The organism is Kosakonia pseudosacchari (assembly GCF_015167415.1).
Classification (GTDB): Bacteria; Pseudomonadota; Gammaproteobacteria; order Enterobacterales; family Enterobacteriaceae; genus Kosakonia; species Kosakonia pseudosacchari.
Window position 1 is genome coordinate 1,722,091 of the sequence record NZ_CP063425.1, and the last position, 23,494, is coordinate 1,745,584.

23 protein-coding genes and 1 tRNA gene are annotated in these 23,494 nt (G+C 46.2%); 13 read left to right on the forward strand and 11 right to left on the reverse strand.

What is annotated here, in order from left to right; translation table 11 throughout:
- Window positions 1–31: 31 nt before the first annotated feature.
- Together ompA and sulA are read right to left on the reverse strand one after the other, a co-directional pair.
- Complete coding sequence (gene ompA / locus IP581_RS07965; RefSeq protein ID WP_086871964.1) at window positions 32–1,081, reverse strand: porin OmpA; 1,050 nt, start codon at window positions 1,079–1,081, stop codon at window positions 32–34.
- Between the two features lie 367 nt (window positions 1,082–1,448).
- Window positions 1,449–1,958 (reverse strand): SOS-induced cell division inhibitor SulA, encoded by a 510-nt coding sequence (gene sulA, locus IP581_RS07970; RefSeq protein ID WP_086871967.1) that lies wholly within the window; start codon window positions 1,956–1,958, stop codon window positions 1,449–1,451.
- Window positions 1,959–2,176: 218 nt separating this feature from the next.
- On the opposite strand from sulA, the gene IP581_RS07975 reads away from it, so the two are divergent.
- The gene (locus IP581_RS07975) at window positions 2,177–2,797 is read left to right on the forward strand and encodes a TfoX/Sxy family DNA transformation protein (protein ID WP_086871969.1); all 621 of its coding nucleotides are present in this window, start codon (window positions 2,177–2,179) and stop codon (window positions 2,795–2,797) included.
- On the opposite strand, the gene yccS is transcribed toward IP581_RS07975, so the two are convergent.
- Window positions 2,791–4,920, reverse strand: a complete 2,130-nt coding sequence (yccS, locus tag IP581_RS07980) for a YccS family putative transporter (protein ID WP_193822207.1) — start codon at window positions 4,918–4,920, stop codon at window positions 2,791–2,793. The two genes, IP581_RS07975 and yccS, sit on opposite strands and share 7 nt — an antisense overlap.
- Window positions 4,921–4,937: 17 nt before the next feature.
- Window positions 4,938–5,384 carry a YccF domain-containing protein gene (locus IP581_RS07985; protein ID WP_193822208.1) on the reverse strand — a complete coding sequence of 149 codons (447 nt, stop codon included), beginning with the start codon at window positions 5,382–5,384 and terminating at the stop codon, window positions 4,938–4,940.
- Between the two features lie 122 nt (window positions 5,385–5,506).
- Here IP581_RS07985 and helD point away from each other — a divergent pair, with 122 nt between their 5' ends.
- Window positions 5,507–7,561 (forward strand): DNA helicase IV, encoded by a 2,055-nt coding sequence (gene helD, locus IP581_RS07990; RefSeq protein ID WP_193822209.1) that lies wholly within the window; start codon window positions 5,507–5,509, stop codon window positions 7,559–7,561.
- Between the two features lie 30 nt (window positions 7,562–7,591).
- On the opposite strand, the gene mgsA is transcribed toward helD, so the two are convergent.
- Window positions 7,592–8,050 carry a methylglyoxal synthase gene (mgsA, locus tag IP581_RS07995; protein ID WP_097400183.1) on the reverse strand — a complete coding sequence of 153 codons (459 nt, stop codon included), beginning with the start codon at window positions 8,048–8,050 and terminating at the stop codon, window positions 7,592–7,594.
- 137 nt (window positions 8,051–8,187) lie between these two features.
- On the opposite strand from mgsA, the gene IP581_RS08000 reads away from it, so the two are divergent.
- Window positions 8,188–8,601, forward strand: coding sequence for a CoA-binding protein (locus tag IP581_RS08000; RefSeq protein WP_086871979.1), 414 nt, complete (start codon window positions 8,188–8,190; stop codon window positions 8,599–8,601).
- 29 nt (window positions 8,602–8,630) lie between these two features.
- Here the strand turns inward: IP581_RS08000 and hspQ are convergent, their stop codons facing one another.
- Window positions 8,631–8,948 (reverse strand): heat shock protein HspQ, encoded by a 318-nt coding sequence (gene hspQ / locus IP581_RS08005; RefSeq protein ID WP_017456235.1) that lies wholly within the window; start codon window positions 8,946–8,948, stop codon window positions 8,631–8,633.
- A gap of 60 nt (window positions 8,949–9,008) precedes the next feature.
- On the reverse strand, window positions 9,009–10,199 hold the full coding sequence (gene rlmI, locus IP581_RS08010; protein WP_193822210.1) for a 23S rRNA (cytosine(1962)-C(5))-methyltransferase RlmI: 1,191 nt from the start codon (window positions 10,197–10,199) through the stop codon (window positions 9,009–9,011).
- 93 nt (window positions 10,200–10,292) lie between these two features.
- Here rlmI and yccX point away from each other — a divergent pair, with 93 nt between their 5' ends.
- Window positions 10,293–10,574 (forward strand): acylphosphatase, encoded by a 282-nt coding sequence (gene yccX / locus IP581_RS08015; RefSeq protein WP_097400181.1) that lies wholly within the window; start codon window positions 10,293–10,295, stop codon window positions 10,572–10,574.
- On the opposite strand, the gene tusE is transcribed toward yccX, so the two are convergent.
- Window positions 10,571–10,900, reverse strand: a complete 330-nt coding sequence (gene tusE, locus IP581_RS08020; protein ID WP_086871984.1) for a sulfurtransferase TusE — start codon at window positions 10,898–10,900, stop codon at window positions 10,571–10,573. The two genes, yccX and tusE, sit on opposite strands and share 4 nt — an antisense overlap.
- A gap of 88 nt (window positions 10,901–10,988) precedes the next feature.
- Window positions 10,989–11,648 (reverse strand): FtsH protease modulator YccA, encoded by a 660-nt coding sequence (gene yccA / locus IP581_RS08025; protein WP_193822211.1) that lies wholly within the window; start codon window positions 11,646–11,648, stop codon window positions 10,989–10,991.
- Window positions 11,649–11,920: 272 nt separating this feature from the next.
- Here yccA and IP581_RS08030 point away from each other — a divergent pair, with 272 nt between their 5' ends.
- Both IP581_RS08030 and IP581_RS08035 read left to right on the forward strand, forming a co-directional pair.
- A complete protein-coding gene (locus tag IP581_RS08030) occupies window positions 11,921–13,549 on the forward strand; it encodes an ABC transporter substrate-binding protein (protein ID WP_193822212.1) in 1,629 nt (542 codons plus the stop codon).
- Window positions 13,550–13,683: 134 nt separating this feature from the next.
- A tRNA-Ser gene (locus tag IP581_RS08035) sits at window positions 13,684–13,771 on the forward strand.
- A 217-nt stretch (window positions 13,772–13,988) separates the two neighbouring features.
- Here the strand turns inward: IP581_RS08035 and IP581_RS08040 are convergent.
- Both IP581_RS08040 and IP581_RS08045 read right to left on the reverse strand, forming a co-directional pair.
- Window positions 13,989–14,471 (reverse strand): hypothetical protein, encoded by a 483-nt coding sequence (locus IP581_RS08040; RefSeq protein WP_193822213.1) that lies wholly within the window; start codon window positions 14,469–14,471, stop codon window positions 13,989–13,991.
- The gene (locus IP581_RS08045; RefSeq protein WP_193822214.1) at window positions 14,464–15,321 is read right to left on the reverse strand and encodes a winged helix-turn-helix domain-containing protein; all 858 of its coding nucleotides are present in this window, start codon (window positions 15,319–15,321) and stop codon (window positions 14,464–14,466) included. The genes IP581_RS08040 and IP581_RS08045 overlap by 8 nt, the downstream gene beginning before the upstream one ends.
- A gap of 660 nt (window positions 15,322–15,981) precedes the next feature.
- On the opposite strand from IP581_RS08045, the gene IP581_RS08050 reads away from it, so the two are divergent.
- From IP581_RS08050 to IP581_RS08080, 7 genes are all read left to right on the forward strand, one after another.
- The gene (locus IP581_RS08050; protein WP_193822215.1) at window positions 15,982–17,625 is read left to right on the forward strand and encodes a ShlB/FhaC/HecB family hemolysin secretion/activation protein; all 1,644 of its coding nucleotides are present in this window, start codon (window positions 15,982–15,984) and stop codon (window positions 17,623–17,625) included.
- 19 nt (window positions 17,626–17,644) lie between these two features.
- Complete coding sequence (gene acpS, locus IP581_RS08055; RefSeq protein ID WP_162842162.1) at window positions 17,645–18,037, forward strand: holo-ACP synthase; 393 nt, start codon at window positions 17,645–17,647, stop codon at window positions 18,035–18,037.
- Window positions 18,030–18,785, forward strand: coding sequence for an SDR family oxidoreductase (locus IP581_RS08060; RefSeq protein WP_193822656.1), 756 nt, complete (start codon window positions 18,030–18,032; stop codon window positions 18,783–18,785). Before acpS ends, IP581_RS08060 begins: the two co-directional genes overlap by 8 nt.
- Window positions 18,786–18,788: 3 nt before the next feature.
- The gene (locus IP581_RS08065) at window positions 18,789–19,355 is read left to right on the forward strand and encodes a hotdog family protein (RefSeq protein ID WP_193822216.1); all 567 of its coding nucleotides are present in this window, start codon (window positions 18,789–18,791) and stop codon (window positions 19,353–19,355) included.
- Window positions 19,356–19,358: 3 nt separating this feature from the next.
- Entirely contained in the window at window positions 19,359–19,640 is a 282-nt protein-coding gene (locus IP581_RS08070) for an acyl carrier protein (protein WP_193822217.1), read from the forward strand.
- 30 nt (window positions 19,641–19,670) lie between these two features.
- Window positions 19,671–20,831: an aminomethyltransferase family protein gene (locus tag IP581_RS08075; RefSeq protein WP_193822218.1), complete on the forward strand. Its 1,161-nt coding sequence runs from the start codon at window positions 19,671–19,673 to the stop codon at window positions 20,829–20,831.
- Between the two features lie 101 nt (window positions 20,832–20,932).
- Window positions 20,933–23,491: a beta-ketoacyl-[acyl-carrier-protein] synthase family protein gene (locus IP581_RS08080; protein WP_193822219.1), complete on the forward strand. Its 2,559-nt coding sequence runs from the start codon at window positions 20,933–20,935 to the stop codon at window positions 23,489–23,491.
- The last annotated feature ends 3 nt before the right edge of the window (window positions 23,492–23,494 follow it).

Below are 23,494 nucleotides of genomic sequence, written 5' to 3' on the forward strand. Positions count from 1 at the left end.
GCTGATAAGCGGGGTTTTTTTAGACGGAAACTTAAGCCTGCGGCTGAGTTACAACGTCTTTGCTACCTTTAACTTCGATCTCTACACGACGATCCGGTGCCAGGCAGTCGATCAGCGCTGCACGCGGTTTCACGTTGTCACAGGTGCTGCCGGTAACCGGGTTGGATTTACCCATGCCACGTGCGGAGATTTTGTTAGCCGGGATACCTTTAGAGACCAGGTAATCAACTACGGACTGTGCACGTTTCTCAGACAGACCCTGGTTGTAAGCGTCAGAACCGATACGGTCGGTGAAGCCCAGAACCACTACGGAGCCGTCTTTCGGATCCAGGTTGCTCAGCTGACCATACAGCTGATCCAGCGCCTGCTGACCTTCCGGTTTCAGCGTCGCTTTGTTGAAGTTGAACAGAACGTCAGACTTCAGAGTGAAGTGTTTGGTCTGCACTTCCGGAGCCGGAGCCGGAGCCGGAGCAGCTACTACCGGAGCAGCATCTTCCTGCTGGCCGAAACGGTAGGAAACACCTACGCTCAGCATGCCGTTGTCCGGACGAGCACCAACGGTGCTTGCATCACCGATGTTGTTAACCCACTGGTATTCCAGACGGGTAGCGATGTCGCGGGTTACTGCCCACTCAACACCACCAGCGAAGACCGGGGAAACACCGGTATCGTGATCTTTGAAGCCCTGGTTGTTCTGAGCGTCTGCACGCCAAACCATACCACCCAGACGGGTGTACAGGTCCAGATCGTCAGTTACCGGGTAACCCAGTTTAGCAGTCAGCTGAACGCCCTGAGCTTTGAACGCGCCGTTAACGGTGTCGCCTTTGTACGGCATACGACCCAGCCAGTCATAGCCCAGTTCGAAACCTACGTACGGGTTAACCTGGTAGCCACCGAACGCACCAGCACCCAGTTGGCTTTCGTGGGTCGGGCCATCGTTCTGCCATACCGCACCTTTGTCATGATACTGGGACCAACCCAGTTTACCACCTGTATACCAGGTGTTATCTTTCGGAGCGGCCTGCGCTACGGTAGCGAAACCAGCCAGTGCCACTGCAATCGCGATAGCTGTCTTTTTCATTTTTGCGCCTCGTTATCATCCAAAAATCGCCATGGGAATCTCTTTAGAGAAGCCACGGTTAAATCCTTCACCGGGGGCATTGCTCACTGACAACTCTGCAGATATCTTTACCGATATCTTTGGCTTATGCCGAGCACCCCTGGCGATGTAAAGTCTACAACGTAGTTGGAAACTTACAAGTGTGAACTCCGTCAGGCATATGAAAAAAAAGACTTTGTATACACAATATTTAACACTTCTGATGAATCTTTCGCCACGGCTATTTCCGTACAAAGCGCGCTACACAGGCTTTCGCGCTGTATTTTGACGATAAATTTGAACACCTGTACTTACGCAAAAAACATCCTAGGAAAACTCCTAAATTTACTCAATGATACAAATTTGAGTGAATTTTTATCCCGGAAAGCTGTCTCGCAGCCAGAGGATCGTGGCGTATAGGTCGCATAACGAAGCCTATCGCATTGCCTTCTTCTGCCGCCATAGCTAATTGGCGATGTTCCTCAGCCGTCAGTTCTTCAGAATGCCAGCCAATAACAACGCTATAGTTACCGGTGCGCAATGCACGAATCATTGAGTCCAACGTTACGCTTGGAGAGAGTTGGTTCACCTGCATCACCTTGCTGAGGGGTAACCCGGCGGATTGTACCCATTCACGGCTGAGTTTTTGTTGAGGTGTCAACCACAGTTGCCAACGGGATTGTTGCCCGAGCTGCTGCAGCAAAGGCAGCAAAAGAAGCTGGGTCATCCAGGGCTGGTCTTCACGATAGACCATTTCGCTAATCAGCCCGGTAGTGATGCTGGAAGGCTCAACGTGGTTTAATTTGTTGAGTGTAGAAGCGAGTGTTGACGAACGATTAGCATAGCCTGAAGTGTACATAATCAATCCAGCCCTGTGGGTTACTGTATGTTTATACAGTAACCTTTACATGCTCAGAGATCAACCTCATTTTCGGAAACTATCTCGCATTTTTGTTTTGTCCCTGCCGTGTAATGAAAAATTTGCTTGCCGTCTTGCTCACAGTTGCCTATGTTCCTGCGTAGTGGTTTCAGTAATTTAAATCTGGCTTTTACTATGTGATTTATAAGGCAAAAATCATGGAAGACCTATCTTATCAACGGATATATCAGTCGCGCGAATACCTCATGCCTCTCGGCACAATTTGTCACCGCGCTCATTTTGGCGGTTACAGCTTGTCAGTGGATAAAACTGTTTTCGCAATGGTTGCAGAGGGGGAACTCTACCTTCGTGCTTGCGACGAGAGTGCGCAATATACGGTTACGCAAGATGCCCCTTTACTGGTATTCAACAAACGTGGGCGTCAGGTTTCGTTAAATTACTACTTCGTGAGCGAGAGTGTGTGGCGCGATCGTCCGTTACTTCTGCAACTTTCGGCTCTTTCACTTGATGCTGCGCGGCGTGATAAAGATCGGCGCAGTGCCAGAAAACGGTTGCGCGATCTGCCTAACCTTACTTTTCAACTTGAAGTTCAACTCCATGAAGCTGGTGTACTGGATGCACATACACTGCGAATGCTCGGAGCAAAAGCTTGTTGGCTTAGATTGAGAAAATCAAACAAGCATCTAAGCGCGAAAGTGCTTCTTGCACTAGAGGGCGCAATTGTTGGGCTTCACGAAGCGGCGTTACCGGCGCCGCGACGCCGGGAACTGATGGAGTGGTTTAACGGTGTAATCAAGAAAGGAGCGAGTCCTTACTGAGTAAGTTGGCTTTTCAGACGGCACACTTCAGGCAATAAAGCGATCAGCAAGCCAATCTGTTGCAGTACCAGTGGCTCTTTGCTATCCGGTCGCGGCTCCAGGTGTTTAATGCGTTGGGATAGATCGGCAAGGGTATCCTGAACACGTTTTTGGTCTGCTGGCAGGTGATGCAGGGCATCGTCAACATAGCAGACTGCATCATCAAGCAAACGTAGGATATCCGGCTGGGTGAGCTGCTCACGATGTGCGCCAAGTGCGGAAATATAACTGGTAAAGGTATGATTCAGACATAATAAACGGAACGCGGCATCGCGAAGTTCAGGTGAGGTTCCGGGTTCGGAAGACATATTTGAAACGACCGATGCCAGTTCAGCGTCACGGTTATAAGCATTACGTCTGGCGATGCGGTAAGCAAGCCGGTTATCGCGTCCCTGATGGTACTGTTCAAGAATGGCATCAAGGTAGCGGCAGTTAGCGTCAAAGGCTTGCTCAGTGACGCGGGGCAGGTGTCGAAAACGCCAGTCCGGCCAGATAAAACTCACCGCCGCCCAGGCGATAGCACAACCTATAAGCGTATCGATAATACGCGGAAGCGCGACTTCATATCCTTCGCCCAGTAAGTTAAAGCACAACAACACCAGTAAAGTGATAAACATCGTGGCATGCGCGTATTGCACTGTTCGAAATGCGAAAAACAGTACGCCGGTGATGACGATGAGTATCAGTTGCCCTTCATGTGAGGGAACGAAATAAAGTACCGGTAATCCGATCGCAACCCCAATCAGCGTACCAATAACGCGTAGCGTCAGGCGATGGCGAGTGGCGTTATAGTTCGGCTGGCAGACAAACAGACTGGTCAGTAAGATCCAATAACCATGCTGTAGCCCGGTTATTTGGATAAAAGCATAACCGAGGCATAACACCACCGACATACGCACTGCGTGGCGAAAGAGTGCGGATTCAGGCGTTAAATTATTACGTAACCGCTGCCGCATATCGTTGAACCCACTAAGGCTATCATCCGAAAGCTGATTTTCAGTGTCATTCGACAATGAGGGTTGTGGTTGCCCTGATTCAATAGTTGCTAACTGAGCGTCAATCGCCCTTAGGTTATCCAGAAGAAAACCAAGCGCTTTCATATGCTCCTGAGGCGTGATGCCATTAGCACGAAGGCGATCAAGCGCCGCGTCAAGATGGATAAATGCCCGTTCAAAGCGAGAATCGTGTTGATACGGAGTGCGAAGCAAAATGGCGCGTGATAACTGAGCGCATGCATGTGATTGCATGGAAAGTAGGCGCTGAAAGCGGAACATCACGTCGCTATAACGAAAGTGTTCGCGCAGCGTTTGGTATTGGATATGCGACGAACTGGCTCGTTCGTGAATATCCTGTGCCGCAAAATAGTAATGCAATGTTTGACGTGTGCCGCGCTGCCCACGATCTCCGCGCAAACGCGTGAGCAACGTGGCTTTGGTTTGATTGAGCGTGTTCACTAACTGGCCATTCGCCAGTGCTAAATCATAGAGCGGCGCCTGACTATCATCTTCGATGTCCGGGTCGAAAAGACGTGATTTCAGTTCAAGGTAATGCGCCAGCTGTTCGTAGCAGCGTGCCAGGTTGTCTTGTAAGGCTCGAATAGGGAAAACCAAGTGTCCAACCAGCGTCAGCAAGTTAAACCAGATGGCACCGGCCAACAGCAGTAGTGGTTGCTGATACCACTGTTCGAAAAGGGAAATTCCCAGCATGGTATAGACCGCAATGAGCAGCGCACCAAAAGCAATGGTGGCGTAGCGTTGTCCGAGCCCGCCAAGCAGGATAAAACCAATGGTGGATGTCACAAGACCAAGCGCAAATAACCATGGCCACGGGAAGAGCAACTCCACAGATGCAGACGCAATAAAAAAGCACACCAGCGTAATTATCAGGTTTTTCAGACGCCCGGTCAGGCGGTCATCCAGATCGGCAAGTGCGGCGGCAACAACGCCAAGCGTTAAGGGAATGGTCAGTTTCACCTCGCCGAGTAGCCAGGGCAGCAAAGCAGTCCCGCAAAGCGCAATAAAAATTCTGACGTTATAGAGCCAGGCACTGTTCCATGTATAACGGCGAAGCAGAGGACTTAACATAATGACAAGCGATCCGATTATTGAAAACGACGGTGCGCATTGGCTTCACGGGCAGCGCGAGCGGTTTCAACAGATACCACCCGACGGCCAACTGGCCACAGTGCAATCGCAGCGATTTTAAAGTTCGCGACGCCAACAGGAATGCCGATGATAGTCAGACACTGAGCGATACCGGCGGTAATATGCATAATGCATAGCCACCAGCCAAACAGAACAAACCAGACAATATTCAATAGTGTTCCACCCGCATTTAACAGGCTGTTTTTATTCTGTGGTTCGAGTTCATTGATGTGAATGGCTTCATTTCCCCACGGGATGAGTGAGAGCTTTGTGATTTCCCAGCAGGAGCGCGTCAACGGCAGAGTAATAATGAGCAGAGCGCTGATCATTGTCGCGAGTAGCCACCCAAGCGTTGTGGCGAAACCACCAAGCACAAAATTTAGAATATTCAAAACAGTACGCATAAAACCTCAGTACAAACCGGTCGGTAGTGAATGCCGCTAATTGTAACGATTATTTGGGCTGGAGCGCCAATTCTCTGGCAGGTAAACTGGCAATTATTGTCACAAGTTGAGAGCGATAAGTCATGGAACTGAAAGCGACTTCACTGGGAAAACGTCTGGCGCAACACCCTTATGATCGCGCAGTCATGCTGAACGCCGGCATTAAAGTGGCAGGTGACAGACACGAGTATCTCATTCCTTTCAATCAGTTGTTGGCGATTGAATGTAAGCGTGGGCTGGTGTGGGGAGAGATGGAATTTCAGCTTGCCGACAACAAAGTGGTTCGTCTTCACGGAACGGAATGGAGCGAAACACAGCGCTTTTACCACCTTTTAAATGAGCGCTGGAACCGATGGAGTGCGGAAATGAGCGAGGTTGCTGCCGGGGTTTTATCTGAGCAACTGGCGTTGATTTCTGCACGTATTGAGCCAACGAAATGGCTTACCCGAAAGCAGCTTCAGGGACTACGGCAGCAATTGCAGCAGGCGTTTGCCGCGTTGCCGATTCCGACAAGCCGGTTACCGACGTTTGATAATTGCCGTGAGCTCTGGCGTGAGTGCCAGTCGTGGCTGGCGGATGTAGAGACGCGCCGGACACAGCACAATCAAACTTATACTGAAACGATGGTTACTCAGTACGCTGCTTTTTTTGAGCAAGTTGAAACATCACCATTAAATCCGGCGCAGGCGCGGGTCGTGGTCAATGGTGAGCACTCTTTATTAGTGCTTGCTGGCGCGGGGAGTGGAAAAACCTCGGTGCTGGTGGCCAGAGCAGGCTGGTTGCTGGCTCGTGGCGAAGCCTCCGCAGATCAAATCCTGCTGCTTGCGTTTGGTCGCAAAGCTGCCCAGGAGATGGATGAGCGTATCCAGCAAAGACTGCATACCGAGGAGATTACCGCGCGCACTTTTCATGCGCTGGCGCTGTATATCATCTCCCAGGGAAGTAAAAAAGTGCCCACGTTAAGCAATCTGGAAAATGACGCATCCGCGCGTCTTAGCTTGCTAACAGATACCTGGCGCCAACAGTGCAGCGAAAAGAAAGCTCAAGCGAAAGGGTGGCGTCAATGGCTTGAGGATGAGATGGCATGGGAAGTTCCTGAAGGCAATTTTTGGGAAGATGCAACATTGCAACGCCGCATCGCTCCGCGTCTCGATCGCTGGATCGGTCTGATGCGTATGCATGGCGGCGCACAGGCGGAGATGATCGCCGGCGCACCAGATGAAGTACGTGACCTGTTCAGTAAACGCATTAAATTGATGGCACCGATCTTAAAAGCGTGGAAAGCCGAGCTAAAGTCTGAAAACGCTGTCGATTTTTCCGGGTTGATTCATCAGGCGATCAATGTACTTGAAAAAGGGCGTTTTATCAGCCCATGGAAGCATATTCTGGTCGATGAATTTCAGGATATTTCACCGCAGCGCGCGGCTTTGCTGGCTGCGTTGCGTAAGCAAAACTCACAAACGACACTGTTCGCAGTTGGTGATGATTGGCAGGCTATCTACCGTTTCAGCGGCGCGCAACTTTCCTTAACTACCGCTTTCCATGACTATTTTGGTGAAGGTGATTTATGCGCGCTGGATACCACTTATCGTTTCAATTCCCGTATTGGCGAAGTAGCAAATCGCTTCATCCAGCAGAACCCATGGCAGCTTGCAAAGCCGTTGAACAGTTTGAAAGCAGGCGATAAAAACGCAGTGACGCTGATGGCGCAGGATCAACTGGATGCGTTGTTAGATAAACTCAGCGGATATGCAACGCCGGAAGACAGGATTCTGGTTCTGTCTCGTTATCACCACGGAAAACCTGCCGTTCTGGAGAAAGCCGTAACCCGCTGGCCAAAACTTCAGCTTGATTTTACGACTATCCACGCCAGTAAAGGACAACAAGCGGACTATGTTATTGTGGTGGGGTTGAAAGAGGGCGCGGATGGTTTTCCTGCTCCGGCGCGGGAATCTATTATGGAGCAAGCCTTACTGCCGCAGGCGGAAGAGTTTCCTGATGCGGAAGAGCGGCGATTGTTGTACGTCGCCTTGACGCGCGCGCGCCATCGCGTCTGGCTGTTGTTTGATAAAGATGAACCGTCACGCTTTGTCGACACGTTAAAATCGCTGGGTGTGCCAGTAGCGCGAAAACCGTGAAACGAAGGCGGCCGCTACGGCCGCCAGGACTTATTTCAGACGCTCAGCGAGGTAACGTTGGTAGTCCGGAATGAGAATGTCGACGCTGTTATTAAACTGCGGCGATTCGATAATAAAATCAGCGGTAGATAAATTGGTCGCAACCGGAATATTCCACACCGTTGCAAGACGTAAGAGGGCTTTCACGTCAGGATCGTGCGGGACAGCATTGAGCGGGTCCCAGAAGAAAATCAGTACGTCAATTTTTCCTTCTGAAATCAACGCCCCGACTTGCTGATCGCCGCCCATCGGGCCACTCAGCATGGCATTGACTTCAAGGCCGGTTGCCCGCTGAATCAAATTCCCGGTTGTCCCCGTCGCATATAACTCATGTTTGGCCAGTACAGGCTGATGGCGTTCTACCCATTTCATTAATGATTGCTTGCAGTGGTCGTGTGCGACCAGTGCAATATGTTTGCGCACGGGTAAGGTGCGAGTGGTTGATTCCATAATCCGCTTCCGTCAGTAGTTTTCGCTACAGATTACTGGAAGCGTCTGATGCTGCAAGAGAAGTGGTTAAAAAAATCCGAAAATGGTCGAGTGGGTCTGTTTGATTTACACTTTGGTGACATCGCCGGGAGGAAAACATGAAAGAAACCGATATTGCCGATATTTTACAGACGACCCAAACTATTGCGCTGGTTGGTGCGAGTGATAAACCCGATCGACCAAGCTATCGCGTTATGAAGTATTTGTTGGACCAGGGTTATCATGTGATTCCCGTTTCGCCGAAAGTAGCCGGTACCACCTTGCTTGGGCAGCAGGGCTATGCAACGCTTGCCGATGTGCCAGAAAAAATCGACATGGTGGATGTTTTTCGTAATTCGGAAGCGGCATGGGGGGTTGCACAGGAGGCGATTGCCATCGGTGCGAAAACGCTTTGGATGCAGTTAGGTGTGATTAATGAACAAGCTGCCGTGCTGGCGCGTGAGGCGGGGTTAAGTGTCGTAATGGATCGCTGCCCGGCGATTGAGATCCCGCGGCTCGGTCTGGCGAAATAAAAAAATACCCCGCAACTTGCGGGGTATTTTTAGTTACGCAGGCGCGGAGCCTGAAGCTGTCGGCGAATGGTGCGCGCCAGTTCGTCCATGGATGGCTGCTCCGGATGTTCATCCGTAATTTCACTTGTCAGCTGTGCTTCTGCCAGGTATGTATGCACTGGCTGGCCATCATCATCTTCCATTACGACATGATACCAGGGCAGCGCGCGGAGTTCGTCGTTCACTGCCAGTTCGTCTGCTGACGGCTCGTCCAGTGAATACTCAGGATCGATATCGACCACTACGCCAAGATACCCCAGCAGTGAGTGGCGAACTTGCTGACCGATACCGAATTTGCTGGCAATCATTGTCACCTCCCGGGAACCTTACATACCCGCAGATATGCGGGCGAGGTTCCAAATTTCAAGTTACATGACGCGGCAGGCAAACCCTTTCAGATACAGCCCTTCCGGGTAGGTAGCGATCACAGGATGATCGGCGGCCTGACGGAACTGTTCTATAAATTGTACATCACGACCAGCATCTATTGCGGCGTCAGCAATAATTTTCTGAAATAAATCTGTGGTCATCAAACCGGAACAGGAGAAAGTGAGGAGCACACCGCCGGGATTCAGGAGCTGGATCGCCAGCATGTTGATGTCCTTATAACCGCGACATGCGCCCATCAACTGGCTTTTGTTTTCCACAAACTTTGGTGGGTCCATCACGATGACATCGAAAGTTTCGCCCTGATCGCGATATTTGCGCAGCAGTTTGAATACGTCGTCGCGAATAAATTCTGCTTTGCTTAAATCCAGCTCGTTCAGAGTAATGTTCTGCTTTGCTACATCCAGCGCTTCCTGCGAGGTATCGACACTAACGACCTGGCGGCATCCTCCCATCAGCGCGGAAACGGCAAAGCCGCCGGTGTAGGAAAAGCAGTTTAATACGCGCTTGTCTGCCACGTAGCGACGTGTTGCCAGACGACTGTCGCGCTGATCAAGATAGTAACCGGTTTTATGCCCGCCCTGAATATCGACAAATAACTTCATGCCATGCTCCTGGATAGGCAACAACACTGGTGGCAGATCGCCAACCACCAGCCCTTGCGCAAGTTCCAGCCCCTCTTTTTTACGCACGGCAACATCGCTGCGATCGTAAATTGCACATTGTGGATAGAGAGAGTGGAGCGCTGAGATAATGGCTGGGCGCTGGTATTCTGCACCGGCACTAAGTAGTTGAAGAACAATGAAATTACCAAACCGATCGATGGTTACGCCTGGTAACCCGTCGGATTCACCAGCAATCAGGCGATAGCTGTCGAGCCCATCACGTTGCGCCAGCCAATCTCGCCACTGCTGCGCCTGTTGTAGGCGGCGGGTGAAGAACGCGATATCAATGCTTTCATTTTTATCGAAAGTCCAGACACGAGCACGAATCTGCGATGCAGGAGATAATGCTCCACGCGCCAGCCACTTGCCCTGATGATCGACAATATCAACCGTTTCACCGAGGCTGGCTTTGCCTTCCATTCGCGCAACAGCGCCGGAGAAAATCCAGGGATGACGACGCAGCAAGGATTTTTCGCGCCCTTTGGCTAACACTAAACGTACACTCATATTCGGCTATTCTATAAACTGAAGAAAATGGGCGCTATTGTCACGGGTTCATCGGGCAAATGCAACGAGCCTGAGTTGAAAGGGGGGGAAAAGATGGCACATGTCTGCACAATCGCCTGGGTACACGGAATGGTGCAGGGCGTTGGGTTTCGTTATAGCACGCAGCACGAAGCACAGCGGCTCGGTCTGATGGGGTATGCACGTAACCTTGATGATGGCAGCGTTGAAGTGGTTGCCTGCGGCGACGAGCAAGCAGTGAATCAGCTGATTGCGTGGCTAAAAGCGGGGGGACCGCGTAGTGCCCGGGTTGACAGAGTTCTTACTGAGCCACATCAACCCGGCAGGGAATGGACAAACTTTGGTATTCGCTATTAGATGCATTTCACCGGTTTTGGCAAACCAGCGATCTTTGTCGCCTGCTTAGCAGGCCCTTTTGGAAACAGGCGGTACAAATAGCGACTATTGCCTTTCTCTTCGCCAAATTTATTCGCCATCGCTTTTACCAGCATGCGAATCGCGGGAGACGTATTGAATTCCAGGTAAAATTCACGCACAAAGCGCACCACTTCCCAGTGCTCAGGAGAGAGGGTTATGTTCTCTTTCTCAGCGATGATAGGCGCTAAGGTTTCGCTCCACAGCGTAGTGTCTTTTAGATAGCCTTCGCTATCGGTTTCGATTTCTTTACCTTCAAAGATCAACATAATTTTTAGCAGCGTTAGTCAACAACGGCGGGAGTGTAGCAAAAAACAAAGCCCCGCATAAGCGGGGCTAAGTTGGAAGCAGTCTTGTTTAATCCCGGTTGGCGAAACCCAGAATACTCAACAGGCTGACAAAGATGTTGTACAGCGACACATAAAGACTAACAGTGGCACGGATGTAGTTGGTTTCACCGCCGTGGATGATGTTGCTGGTTTCATACAGGATAGCACCACTGGAAATCAGGATGAATACGGCACTGATAGCCAGGTGCAACGCTGGCAACTGCAAGAAAATGTTTGCGACCATCCCGATCAGCACCACCACCACGCCCGCCATCAGCATGCCGCCGAGGAAAGACATATCCTTGCGTGTCGTTAATACGTATGCGGAACAGCAGAAAAAGACCAATGCGGTGCCGCCGAGTGCCAGGCCAATCAGATCACCCATTCCGGCTGAGAGGTAGGCGTTAAGCATGGGCCCCAGGATATAACCGAGGAAACCAGTGAAGGCGAACGCAGCCAGAATACCGGTCGGTTTGTTCGCCAGTTTATAGGTCAGAAACATTAAACCGTACATCCCAACCAGCGTCAGGATCAGGCCCGGAGAAGGCAACATTAGTACGGTACTGGCGGTCGCCGTAATTGCGGAAAACGCCAGCGTCAAGCTTAAAAGGAAATAGGTATTACGCAGGACTTTGTGCGTACCTAGCAGGGAAGTACGGTCACGCGATGAAGTAATAATACGATCCATGAGTCACTCTCTTATGACAGATGTAATTGATTGCAGAGTCTAAAAAAGTCTCGTTTGATGACAAAGTTGTTTTACCCATCTTTACTCATAAAGCAGCGGTGCTGACACAGTGTTTCATGCGTGGAAATGAGTGCTACACAGCATAAAGGGATAAATGTGAGACAGATCCATATTGGTGTCTTATATGTCACTGAAATCTATTGCTATATAACTATTGGGGCGCTAAGAGTGTAATCGCGTCGTGACAATGTACATTATTAAGGCGAAAGGACATGAAACCACAAACACGTAACCACATTGCACTTTCATTATTGACTCTCGGTATTCTGAGCGCATGTTCTGGCGCGCTTGCAGCGACAGTACCCGCAGGAACAACGCTTGCGGAAAAACAGGAGTTGGTGCGTAACAATGGCAGCGAGCCTGCATCGCTGGATCCACATAAGGTGGAAAGCGACGTCGAGTTCAACATTATTAGCGATATTTTTGACGGCCTGGTCGCAGTTAAGAAAGATGGATCCATTGAACCTCGGCTGGCGGAAAAATGGGAGAACAAAGATAACACTGTCTGGATTTTCCACTTACGCCCGGGGATCACATGGTCAGATGGTACGGCGATTACCGCAAAAGATGTGGTCTGGAGCTGGCAACGTTTAGTCGATCCGAAAACGGCATCTCCTTATGCCAGCTACCCTGGAAATATGCATATCGTTAATGCCGCAGATATCGCGCAAGGTAAAAAAACGCCTGATACGCTTGGGGTGAAGGCGCTGGATGATTCAACGCTGGAAGTCACTTTGACGCAACCTACTGCATCCTTCCTGCCGATGCTGGCGCATCCATCTTTGGTTCCGGTAGACAGCGTGTTGATCAATCGTTTTGGTGATAAATGGACAAAGCCGGAACATATCGTGACGAGCGGTGCCTATAAGATCACCGATTGGGTCGTTAATGAACGCATTGTTGCCCAACGTAATACCCGCTATTGGGACAATAAAGCGACGGTAATTAATAAAGTCACCTATCTTCCTATCAATGCAGAAACTGCGGACGTTAACCGTTATAAAGCTGGCGAGATTGATATTACCTACACCATTCCAGTGAACCAGTTTGCACAGTTAAAGAAAACGTTAGGCGATCAGGTGCATGTCGCTCCACAACTGGCGACGTATTACTACGAGTTTAATACCACTAAGCCGCCATTTAACGATCCTCGGGTACGCCGCGCACTCAATATGGCGCTGGATAAAGATGTCATCGCCGATAAAGTGATGGCGCAGGGGCAGCGTCCTGCATGGGTAGTCAGCCAGCCAGAAATTGGCGGTGTGAAAATTGCCTCACCAGATTACGCGTCATGGCCGCGGGAAAAACGACTCGCCGAAGCGAAAAAACTCCTTAATGAAGCAGGTTTCAATGATGAACACCCATTGAGTTTCAGTCTTCTGTATAACACGATGGAAACACATCAGCGGATCGCGATTGCCGCCAGTTCAATGTGGCAGAAAAACCTTGGTGTGAATGCAAAGCTGCAAAATCAGGAGTGGAAAACCATGCTTGATACCATGCACACGGGTAATTTCGATGCGGTACGGTATGCGTGGATTGCAGACTATGCTGATGCAGCAACGTTTCTGAATAATTTCCGTACCGGTGACAGTGAAAACACCAGTAAATACAGTAATCCGGCGTATGATGAAGCACTGAAAAATGCAGCGAAAGCGAAGGATGTTGCTGAACGTGGCAAATATTACCAGCTGGCAGAGGATATACTCGGAGAAGACGTTCCGGCTATCCCGGTTTATCATTATGTTCGTACACATCTGGTGAAGCCCTGGGTCGGAGGTTTTGAACCCGATAGCCTGGGCGTGTATCTGACAAAAGATTTGTACATCAAGCAACACTGATTTGAGATGCGCTGAATAAACGTTCAGAGTGCTGGTATTTCGATCTAACAGCACGATTTTGATGGTTTTTCAGGCAAACAAACATTCCCGGGCTTTACATGAGACTCGAGGATGTTTATAGTGCGCCTCACACCGGAAGTGTGGCCGAGCGGTTGAAGGCACCGGTCTTGAAAACCGGCGACCCGAAAGGGTTCCAGAGTTCGAATCTCTGCGCTTCCGCCAAATATAAAGCCCCAGCTTACTTAGTAAGCTGGGGCTTTTTTTATCGGGAAAATCAACTCTGGTTACACTTAGCACGCACTCTAAGGATGTGGGCAGGACAATACGTGAATTCCATCGACGCACAATCAGCTGTGCCGTTCTTATCAACGATGTAAGCAGGGGAGGACTGGTCTGGTCGTCCCCATCATGCAAATCTACTGTCTCTCGCTAACGGCTTTTAGCGGGCGCAAAAGAAAAGCGGCCGTTTACCAATGGTGAAAAGGAATCCTTGCGCTCCCTGGGGGTGGATTGAATACGTGATGCTTTGATTAGGATAAACATAAAAACCGGGCAAAACAGTAGCGATGACTTTATCCGGCAAGGTTTCCAGGCTATCGATTTTGTTTATCCCGGATGACTGAAAATTGTAGGTACCGTGGTTTTCGGTCCAGGTAAAGGAGATATCTCTTCGAATAGTACCTTCCGGGTGAGTGTTTTCAAGATAACTTCCGCTTACTGAAACGATGCCACTTCTTTTTTCATTATTGTACATAAAGTCGAAAGTAATGTTGGCTTGTGTTCCTTTATGAAAGACAATCATGGAAGCGCTGCAAGTTTCAGCATTTCTGTTTTTAATAGGCAATGAATAATAAAAATATCCCGCCACAATCCCAACGCTTATAAAAACGAGACTTAAAAAGAAGATTGCTTTTTTAGTCACCGTTTACCCCCCTGATTAAAAGTGAAATACATCCTGGCGATGATGTTGTCGAGAATTTATTCTTGCAGACTAACGCAGCGAGTGATGGTGAGGTAGGTGAAGTGGGAAAATAGACCCAAGGGTAATTTTTACAATTCAAACCTGAATCTTTAATAAGAGATTTGTATTTCAGATAGTATTCATTGTTATCATGACTATCATCCTTAGTGTAAAAATGGCAACCATCTTCTTTTTCAATAAAACTATAACTTTTAAAAAAGGTTGCATCGTTATTAATATTCCATGTCAGGTAAACGACGAGCAGGCCTACGATAAATGAAGATGAAGCAGCAAAAATTCCATTCGACATTGCAGACGACTTCTTTTTCTTAATCTCACGAGTGTCGGTCTCGGCGTGAAGATCTTGTTCGTCCAGTACTTCATCCTTTGGTTGGTTATTCACTTCAGGAATGTTATTGACTGTTTGATAACTGGTAATAGAAACAGGAAAAGGTGTAGCCGGTTCGTTATCGTTGCGTCTGGAGATTTTTACACTGTCATCTATCTGAAAACCTTTACGGGGAATAGTTGCAATAAGTCTTCTGTCTGTCTCACCTACAGCGCGCAATCCACGACGAACAATGGATATATTCTGATAGAGTGTATTCGTTGGAACTAACATTCCTTCTTCTTCCCAAACTTTCTTAAAAAAGTCTTGCTGAAGTACAATATCTGGAGATGCTTCAAGCAGTAAGAGAAGGCAACGGCTGGCTGGTGATGTTAGAGTAACGTTCATTTCGGGATTATTTACTGATGAAAGTCTTTTCATTCCCGGTCTGAATTCAATGTTGTCGTTGATAATCCAGTACATATATATTCCAAAGCAGCCAGAGGCTGTGTCCTTTATTAGCGATGTATGTAATAGGTTAAAATGTTATGTTATTAATTTCAGCATAACAATAGATGTATTGCTATGTTTTTTACAACAATAAATGCCGTAGGTCTGAGGATTTTATCTCAGGTTGATTAATAATTCATGCTCTTGGATGAGGCATTTTAAAAATCCTTAATAATTAGGAAGATGCTTCCTGGGGGTGAGGGTGGCATATATCTTAAATTGAGTTTTGTTGCTTTAAACTCTTATTTAAGATGAGGGGGGTATGATTTTACTTTGCGAGGATATATATTTATAAAATATATAATTGTTTGATGGTAATTAAATGTGTTCCATTATGTTTTGCTTGAGGGCTGCGAGAGGGACGGCTCTCCAGGAAGATATGTTTTAAGCGTTTATCCGAGATGAAAATGATCGTTATACCACCAATAATAAACTGAGCGTATTAATGGTTAATTAATTTAATGCATAATCAGTGATTATATATTACATCAGTAACATTACCATATTAAAGATGCATTATTTTTAATGGATGTTGATTTTTATTTTTTAAGGATAATTAAGTTGTTTTAGTTGTTGCGATGAACATAATTTAGCGGTGTTAGGCGTTCTTGTACTTTTAATTTTCTTGAGGTGATGGAAATCAAATTTTACTTCTTAGCTTTCATTTTGCTATGTCGTGCCTATGCTCATGCTGATACTCAACTGGACCGACTGGCTAAAGAGCAGCAAAAAATTGATAATAATACCGCCCAGGAAAATCGAATTGATAAAAAAGATGTTTTCTCGAAAGTCGAAGATAAAAACATTATAGATTTTGAATTACCCGCTGAAAAAAAATGTTACCCTATCAAAGATCTCATCCTCGAAAATGAATTTTTGGGTAATAAAATGATTCGAGATATAAGTGATATGGTCTCGAACAGTTGCCTCGGCTCGAAAGGTATTGAGTATGTTGCGACCTATTTGCAGGATTATTATATAAAGGCCGGGTATGTTACAACACGGGTGGATATTCCTGTGCAAAATTTAAAAGTAAAAAAGTTGCAGCTGAAAATTTTAGCAGGAAGGATCGGTAATGTGATCATTGAAAATGATGACATCAAACATTGGATCCTGCCTTTTACATCGGGTGACATTCTTAATCTTCGCGATATTGAACAAGGTCTGGAGAACTTGCAGAAAGTACCTGGCGTTGATGTTAAGATTAATATCGTACCGGGAGATCACGACGGGCATAGCGATATAGTTATCAACACTAATCGTAAAAAATTATGGAATATCAGAGCGACGTATAACAACTGGGGTGATAGAAATACAGGAAAGATGCTTACAGGTATTTCAGGTTATTTGTATAATTCTGCAAGGCTTGGCGATCTTTTCTATCTGGCTGGCACCAGCAGTACAACAGGTGGATATAAAAGCATCAGCGCTTTTTATACCTTACCTGTTGGGTTTTGGGATTTTGAAGTTTTCTACAGTAGCAGTATGTCTCGCCAGCCTGTTGGGCTGAGTTATTGGGATTTAGATTATCAAGGAAAAAATCAGTATCTTAGTTTGAAAGGAACCCGGACCCTTTTCCGAAATATGGATAAAAAAATAACAGGGAATGTTGAACTATTAAGACGTAGATCTGCGTATCAATTAGGTGGTGTGAATTTAGAACTGCAAGAACGGGATATGGGCAATATTCGACTTGGGCTTAATTTTAAACAAAATTTCCAGGATGCGACGCTGGACTCCTCCCTTAGCTGGCAACATTTTATGACTTGGTTAGGTGGTGAAAAAACGCCGGATATGGTGTCAGGGGATGTGAGTCCTAAAAGCCAAATTTTTAACCTGAATACAAACTATGTAAAATGGTTCTACACTGCACCTTGGCACTATTATTATGAGTTGAATACGGGGGCACAATTTTCGCAAGTACCGTTGACATTGCAAGATCAATTTTCAATCGGTAACCGGTGGAACGTTAGAGGGTTTGAAACCAGCGCAGGATTAGATGGAAATAAAGGGTTTTATATCCAGAATACATTTCATTTTCTTATCGGGAACTATAATGCAGAGTTATATTTTGGCGTCGATTATGGACAGATTTCAGGTGAAATCTACCCGCAAAATGCTTTTGATGGGAAAAGGATAATGGGATCAATCATTGGAGTTAAGGGAACAATTAAATCTCTAGGATATGATATCTCTTTATCGGCTCCTTTAATGTACCCGACTGGCCTCATTGAAGATCAATTTATATCTAATTTTAATGTAACTTATCAACTGTAATCATATGGTAAATCCACGAATACGTATCGGTACTGATATCGTTGAAGTAGAACGGATCGCCAGCGCGATTAACAATGGCGGTATGTTTTTTTTACAACGAGTATTTACAAAAAAAGAGATAAACAAAATTAATGCCAATGAACCGAATTTTGAAAGGGCATCCGGATTTTGGGCCGCTAAAGAATCTATTGTTAAAGCGCTGGGTTGTGGATTTCGCGGCGGAGTGTGCTTCAAAGATATTGAAATAAATCATGATGAATATGGTTGTCCATCTTTTTTATTTACTGGAAGGTTGAGCAAAGTAATAAAGGAAAGTGGTGTTGTTGATGTGTCACTTAGCATATCACATTGTCGCACTCATGCCGTAGCTGTATCTGTAGTTAACTCAATTGCGTGTAATGGAAATGTATAAATATAATGATCTAAAAGGCAAAACCGTTTTGATATCAGGAGCCAGTGGTGACATCGGTATTGCCATCTGCGAAAAATTTCTGGAACAAGGGTGTGAAATTTATGCATTGTATAATACAAATGCAGATCGTTTGGAAGAGTTAAAAGAAAATAACTCCGCAGGGCAAAGATTAAATATATTGCAATGTGATATAGCTGATCCTGAAAAGGTAGCTATATTAATGAAATATTTGAATGATAAAGTAACGAAGATCGATGTATTAGTGAATAATGCAGGTATTGTTAAAGACAATCTTTTTGCGTCAATGACCTTTGAGGACTTTAGTTCTGTTATTGATACAAATATGCTGAGTACCTTCAGATTGACGAAAGAAGCGCTAATGCTGCTGAGATGTTCTGACAGCCCCGCGATTATCAATGTTGCTTCCATAGCAGCAGTAATTCCAAGTATAGGACAGGTTAATTACAGTGCTTCAAAAGGTGCTTTGCTCGGTTTTACCAGAACATTAGCCGCAGAATTGGCCCCTCGGGGTGTGCGAGTGAATGCTGTTGCTCCCGGAATGATTGAGTCGAGAATGGTAAAAAAAGTTTCTCGAACTGTAGTTCGTGAGGTTACGCATTCTATTCCTTTGAAACGTCTGGGGCAGTGTCAGGAAGTAGCGAATACAATAGTGTATTTAAGTTCTTCTGCCGCCAGTTATATTGTTGGCCAAACCATCGTGATCGATGGTGGTCTGGTTATGCGGTGATCTATGTCCAGATATTCTATTCCCTCTAAAATTTTCCTTGAGATGGGTGGATGGCGGCAACCCTTATTAATGGTCGACAGAATAGATGATTATAAATATGGGGAAAATGGGTATGTACAGATCGTAAAGCATATTACTTATAATGAGCCCTATTTACTAGGCCACTTTCCAGATGACCCTATCATGCCCGGTGTTCTCATTGCAGAGATATTCGGTCAGGCAAGTGAGTATTTTTCATTTATTACTGATGTTTGTGATATCTATTTTGAAAAGTTTGGCATTGAATTAAAAAACTTACGAGATATTTATACAAAGCTCCATCAACAGGAATTACTGGATATTATTCGAACAAGACGTTCACAAGTGCGTGGCGTGTTAGCAGCACAGAATTTAAAGTTTAAGGATATTGCTTATCCAGGCGATACCATTGAGGTCATAAGCAAGCTGGCATTTTCAGATCCAACTGGTTTTAAGCACTATTCCGTGACGGCTAATGTTGGTAAGAAATTGATCAGTCAAGGGACAATAATTAACTACCGTGAAGCGAAATATACCATTAATGGGACATAAGTAATGACAACTATGCATGATAATATCCAGGAACGTAAAAATGTACTTTTCACAATTAAAACCGAAATCATTCAACGATTAAACATTCAAAGAGATGAAACACAAATTGATGATGATACACCATTATTTGGAAACGGTTTAAAACTTGACTCAGTAGACGCGACAGAAATTATTGTTTTGCTTGATAAGGTTTTTGATATCCAGGTAAATGAAGGGGATGATCCTTCTTACATGCGTAGCATTAATAATTTGGCATCATTTGTTATCACAAAGAAACGTTCCTGACTTTTTAATCAGTTTACCCGAAGAGGTTTTATGAAGTCTCTTAATGAGTTGCACTTGGAAAACAATGCCAGGATGGGCATTTATAATAATCGCACTGTGCCTGTCGCATATCATGATCTTGCGATTGAATATAAAGCCGTCAGGGAAAATGCATTACTTGTCGATTACTCCCATATGTCTATCGTTAGCGTGATGGGAGACGATGCCTGGGCTTTAGTCAATCATATGGCCTCTGCTGATATTTCAATCATTCGTGATGAACAAGGTATCTACTCATTAGTATTAAATGAGGATGGTACCATCCGTGGGGACATTTATGTGCTCTGCACCTCTGACGGCTATTACATCCTTTCTGAAAACATCCCGGCTCCGGAGATAATTGAACGTCTTACCTCAATTTTAGAAAATGGTCAGGCAGTTGATATTGTTGAACCGCCGGAGATTAAATCTATGGCAGACAATGGCTGGGGCTCAATCATGCTGGAAGGCCCTTACTCCTGGGAAGTGATGTCAGAAATATATGGCTATGACATCATTGGTTTGCCTTATTTTGAATATATTAATGAGGCCGATGATCTGATTATTTTCCGCTGCGGTAAGCATGGTGAATTTGCGTATATGGCCATTGGTCAGGAATCTTCCCTTGTAAAACTGTGGAAAAATATCCTTTCAATTGGTGAAAAATATCAATTGAAAGCAGGGGGCATTCAATATCAGGATATTGTTCGCCTTGAGAATACTGGCTGGGATGAAAGTATTTTTTCCGGCTATAGCCAAAACCCAATTGAGCTGCAAATGCAGTGGGCAATTCAATACGATAAAGAAAACTTTATTGGCAAGTCAGTTATAGAGCCACAGTCGCATACTCAGGGAGAGCGTAAACTCGTTGGTATGCTCCCGACTGCTGAGTGCAATAGTATTCAATCTGATGATAAAGTTTTGGTTGAGGGTAAAGAGGTTGGCATTATTGTTAAATCCGGTTTTTCCCCTGCGTTGCAATCAATTATCGCGCTAGCTTTAATTGATAATGACTATGCTTTTGCGGATATCCCTGGGTTTGAAATTTTAACGGCAGAAGAAAGTATCCCGGCAAGAACCCAAAGTGTGCCGTTTTTATATAACTTAAGTATGTTGGTTAATCCGGCCGAACATAGTTTTATTGATGCGTCAAAGTCAAAACGAATCATGTAATTCTAATAATTAAAATGAAAGTAAAGCGACACATATAAATATGTCGCTTTACTTTGGCTATTTATTATTGACTAAAAGATATTCTACTGCGGGGGATAACGATGAAGACGAATCGAAAACGTGTTGTCATTACTGGTATGGGGATTTTGTCATCCCTTGCTGAAAATATTGAAGATTTTAAACAAGCGCTCTTTGATAAAAAAAATGGTGTCGGCAACAGTGAGCGATTTACGGCGTGGTTTGAAAATGCTCGTGCAGCGGAAGTTCTTCACGAAATAGACTATTCAGAGCTCCCCGAACACATTATCCATTCACTGGATAATGCCGCCTTATGGGCATACAAAGTGGGCAAGGATGCCCTGACACAGGCGGGGCTTATCAATAACAAAACATGTCTGGATGAGACAGGATTAATTATCGGCGTCTCTTCCGCCGGAACAGAAGCGTTTCTGCCAATTTTTGAGCAGAGAATGGATGATTTCTCACTCCGCAAGGCTATTTATTCGGGGGGATTTTCTTCCTGTTGCTCAAGTGTTTCGACACTCTTAGGCCTTAAAGGCGGCGGGGAATTGGTGGCAACCGCTTGTACTGCCAGCCCTAACGCGATCGGTATGGCTTTTGACTATATCCAAAATGGTAAAAGTAAGACCATGCTGGCTGTCGGTACAGAACCGATCTACCTGCCAACATTTGCTGGGTTTTACGCATTGAACGTGATGCATCCTGAAACCTGCACTCCGTTTTCAGGTCAGTCTGGCATGTCTATCGGCGAAGGGGCCGGTGCGATCGTGCTGGAGGATTATGAACATGCTATCGCCCGTGGCGCCAAAATTTATGGTGAGATTCTCTCTTACGCAACCTCCTGCGATGCCTATCACGAAACAGGCCCGGACCCGCGAGCCAGTGGTGCTGTTCAGGTCATGCTTAAAGCCATGGAGAATGCTGGCGTAAAACCGGAACAAATTGATTACGTTAACGCGCACGGTACAGGTACAGAAGCGAATGACCGCATTGAAACGCTGGCGATGAAGAAAGTGTTTCCTGATAGCGACCATTTGCTTGTCAGTTCAACAAAATCTTATTTCGGTCACAACATTGGTGCCGCAGGCATTGTTGAGCTCATCGCTTGCCTGGTGACGCTACCTGAAAATAAAGTTTTGCCAACGCTCAATTTCTCAATTGCGCGCCCAAATTGCGACCTTGACTATGTTCCAAATGCGTTTCGAGAAAAAGAAATTAATATCTTTATGAAAAATAACTATGCATTTGGTGGAAATAACTGCTGCATGGTGGTGAGTACAAAACCAGGGACGGTCCCGGTCAGTCAATATGACAGTAAAAGTGTAGCTATTACTGGCGTAGGAGCTGTAACGGCGATTGGTCACACGGTTAATGACATTTTGCACAACGTCTGGCAAAAAAATAGCGCTCCTGTGTTGGGCGGCGTCACGTTTCCTGATGATACCCTCGCAGAAGCGCGTGAATTGTTACGGGTGCTGGTAGCCACAAATCAACTCGAAGAAATTTTTGGTGATGAGGCCGCCATGAGCACCGTAACGTTTCCGGAACAGGAGCCAGATTTTAAGACTTTCCAGGTAATGGGGCTGGAGCCGCGTAAACATCTGCGCCGTTTTGATGCCCGAAAGGCAACGCGTGGCGGTACGTTTGCGCTTGTTGCGATGTCTGAATCGTTGAATATGGCAAAGCGTAAAATAAAGCGTGATGGCGAAGAGCTCGGCATGATCATGGGGATGTCTCGTGGCCCTCAGGAGACAACCTATAAATATTTGCAGAGCCTGAAACCCGATCCGCGGAAAGTCAGTACCTCCGAGTTCCCGGGCTCGTTAATGAATTCTATCGCTACTTTCTGCGGTATTTCTGAAGGTATTAAAGGTTATACCACCACACTCGCTACCGGTGAAAATGCAGCACTCGGCGCACTAACCTATGGCTATGAAATTATTCGGCAAAACCTGCAACCCCATGCGATAGTGGGTGGTGCTGATGAATATTTCCCCTCACTGTCACTCTATATGGATGCGCTAACACAGAAAATCCATATGACTTCTGATGTCAACGATTACCAGATATATGGTGAGCAGCCAAAGGGATTCATTCCCGGCGAAGGTGCTTGCATGTTATTGCTGGAAGACCCGGATGCCGCAGTAGAGCGTGGTGTTGAGGTGATGGCCGAAATTGCGGGCTACGGTAAATCCAGCAGTAACAGTTACTTTGACGCATCATTATTGAATGAAAAATCATCAGCAATGTCGCTCGCCATTGAACGTGCGCTTAATGATGCTGGTGTAAGTGCAGCAGATATCGATTTGGTTTGCGGCAGTAGCAATGGTAGTAAAGAAAATTCGCAAATCGAAATCGACGCCATCTACAGCGTTTTCCACAAAGAGAATCCGCAGGTTCCGGTTGTTAACTATAACGCTTATTTCGGTTTCGTAGCTTCATCTGCCGGGTTACTTAATCTTTTGGTTCTCATTGATTGCATTAAAAAGCAATCAGTGCCGGCCATTCCTTATACTCAAGCGTTCTTCGACTCACGTATAAACTTCGTACGGAGCCCTCAACATTTAACGCTTAAGCATGTACTTCTGGTTGGGGCTACAGAAGGTGGCAACTATTACGCATTTGTAATTAAGGAATAGCGC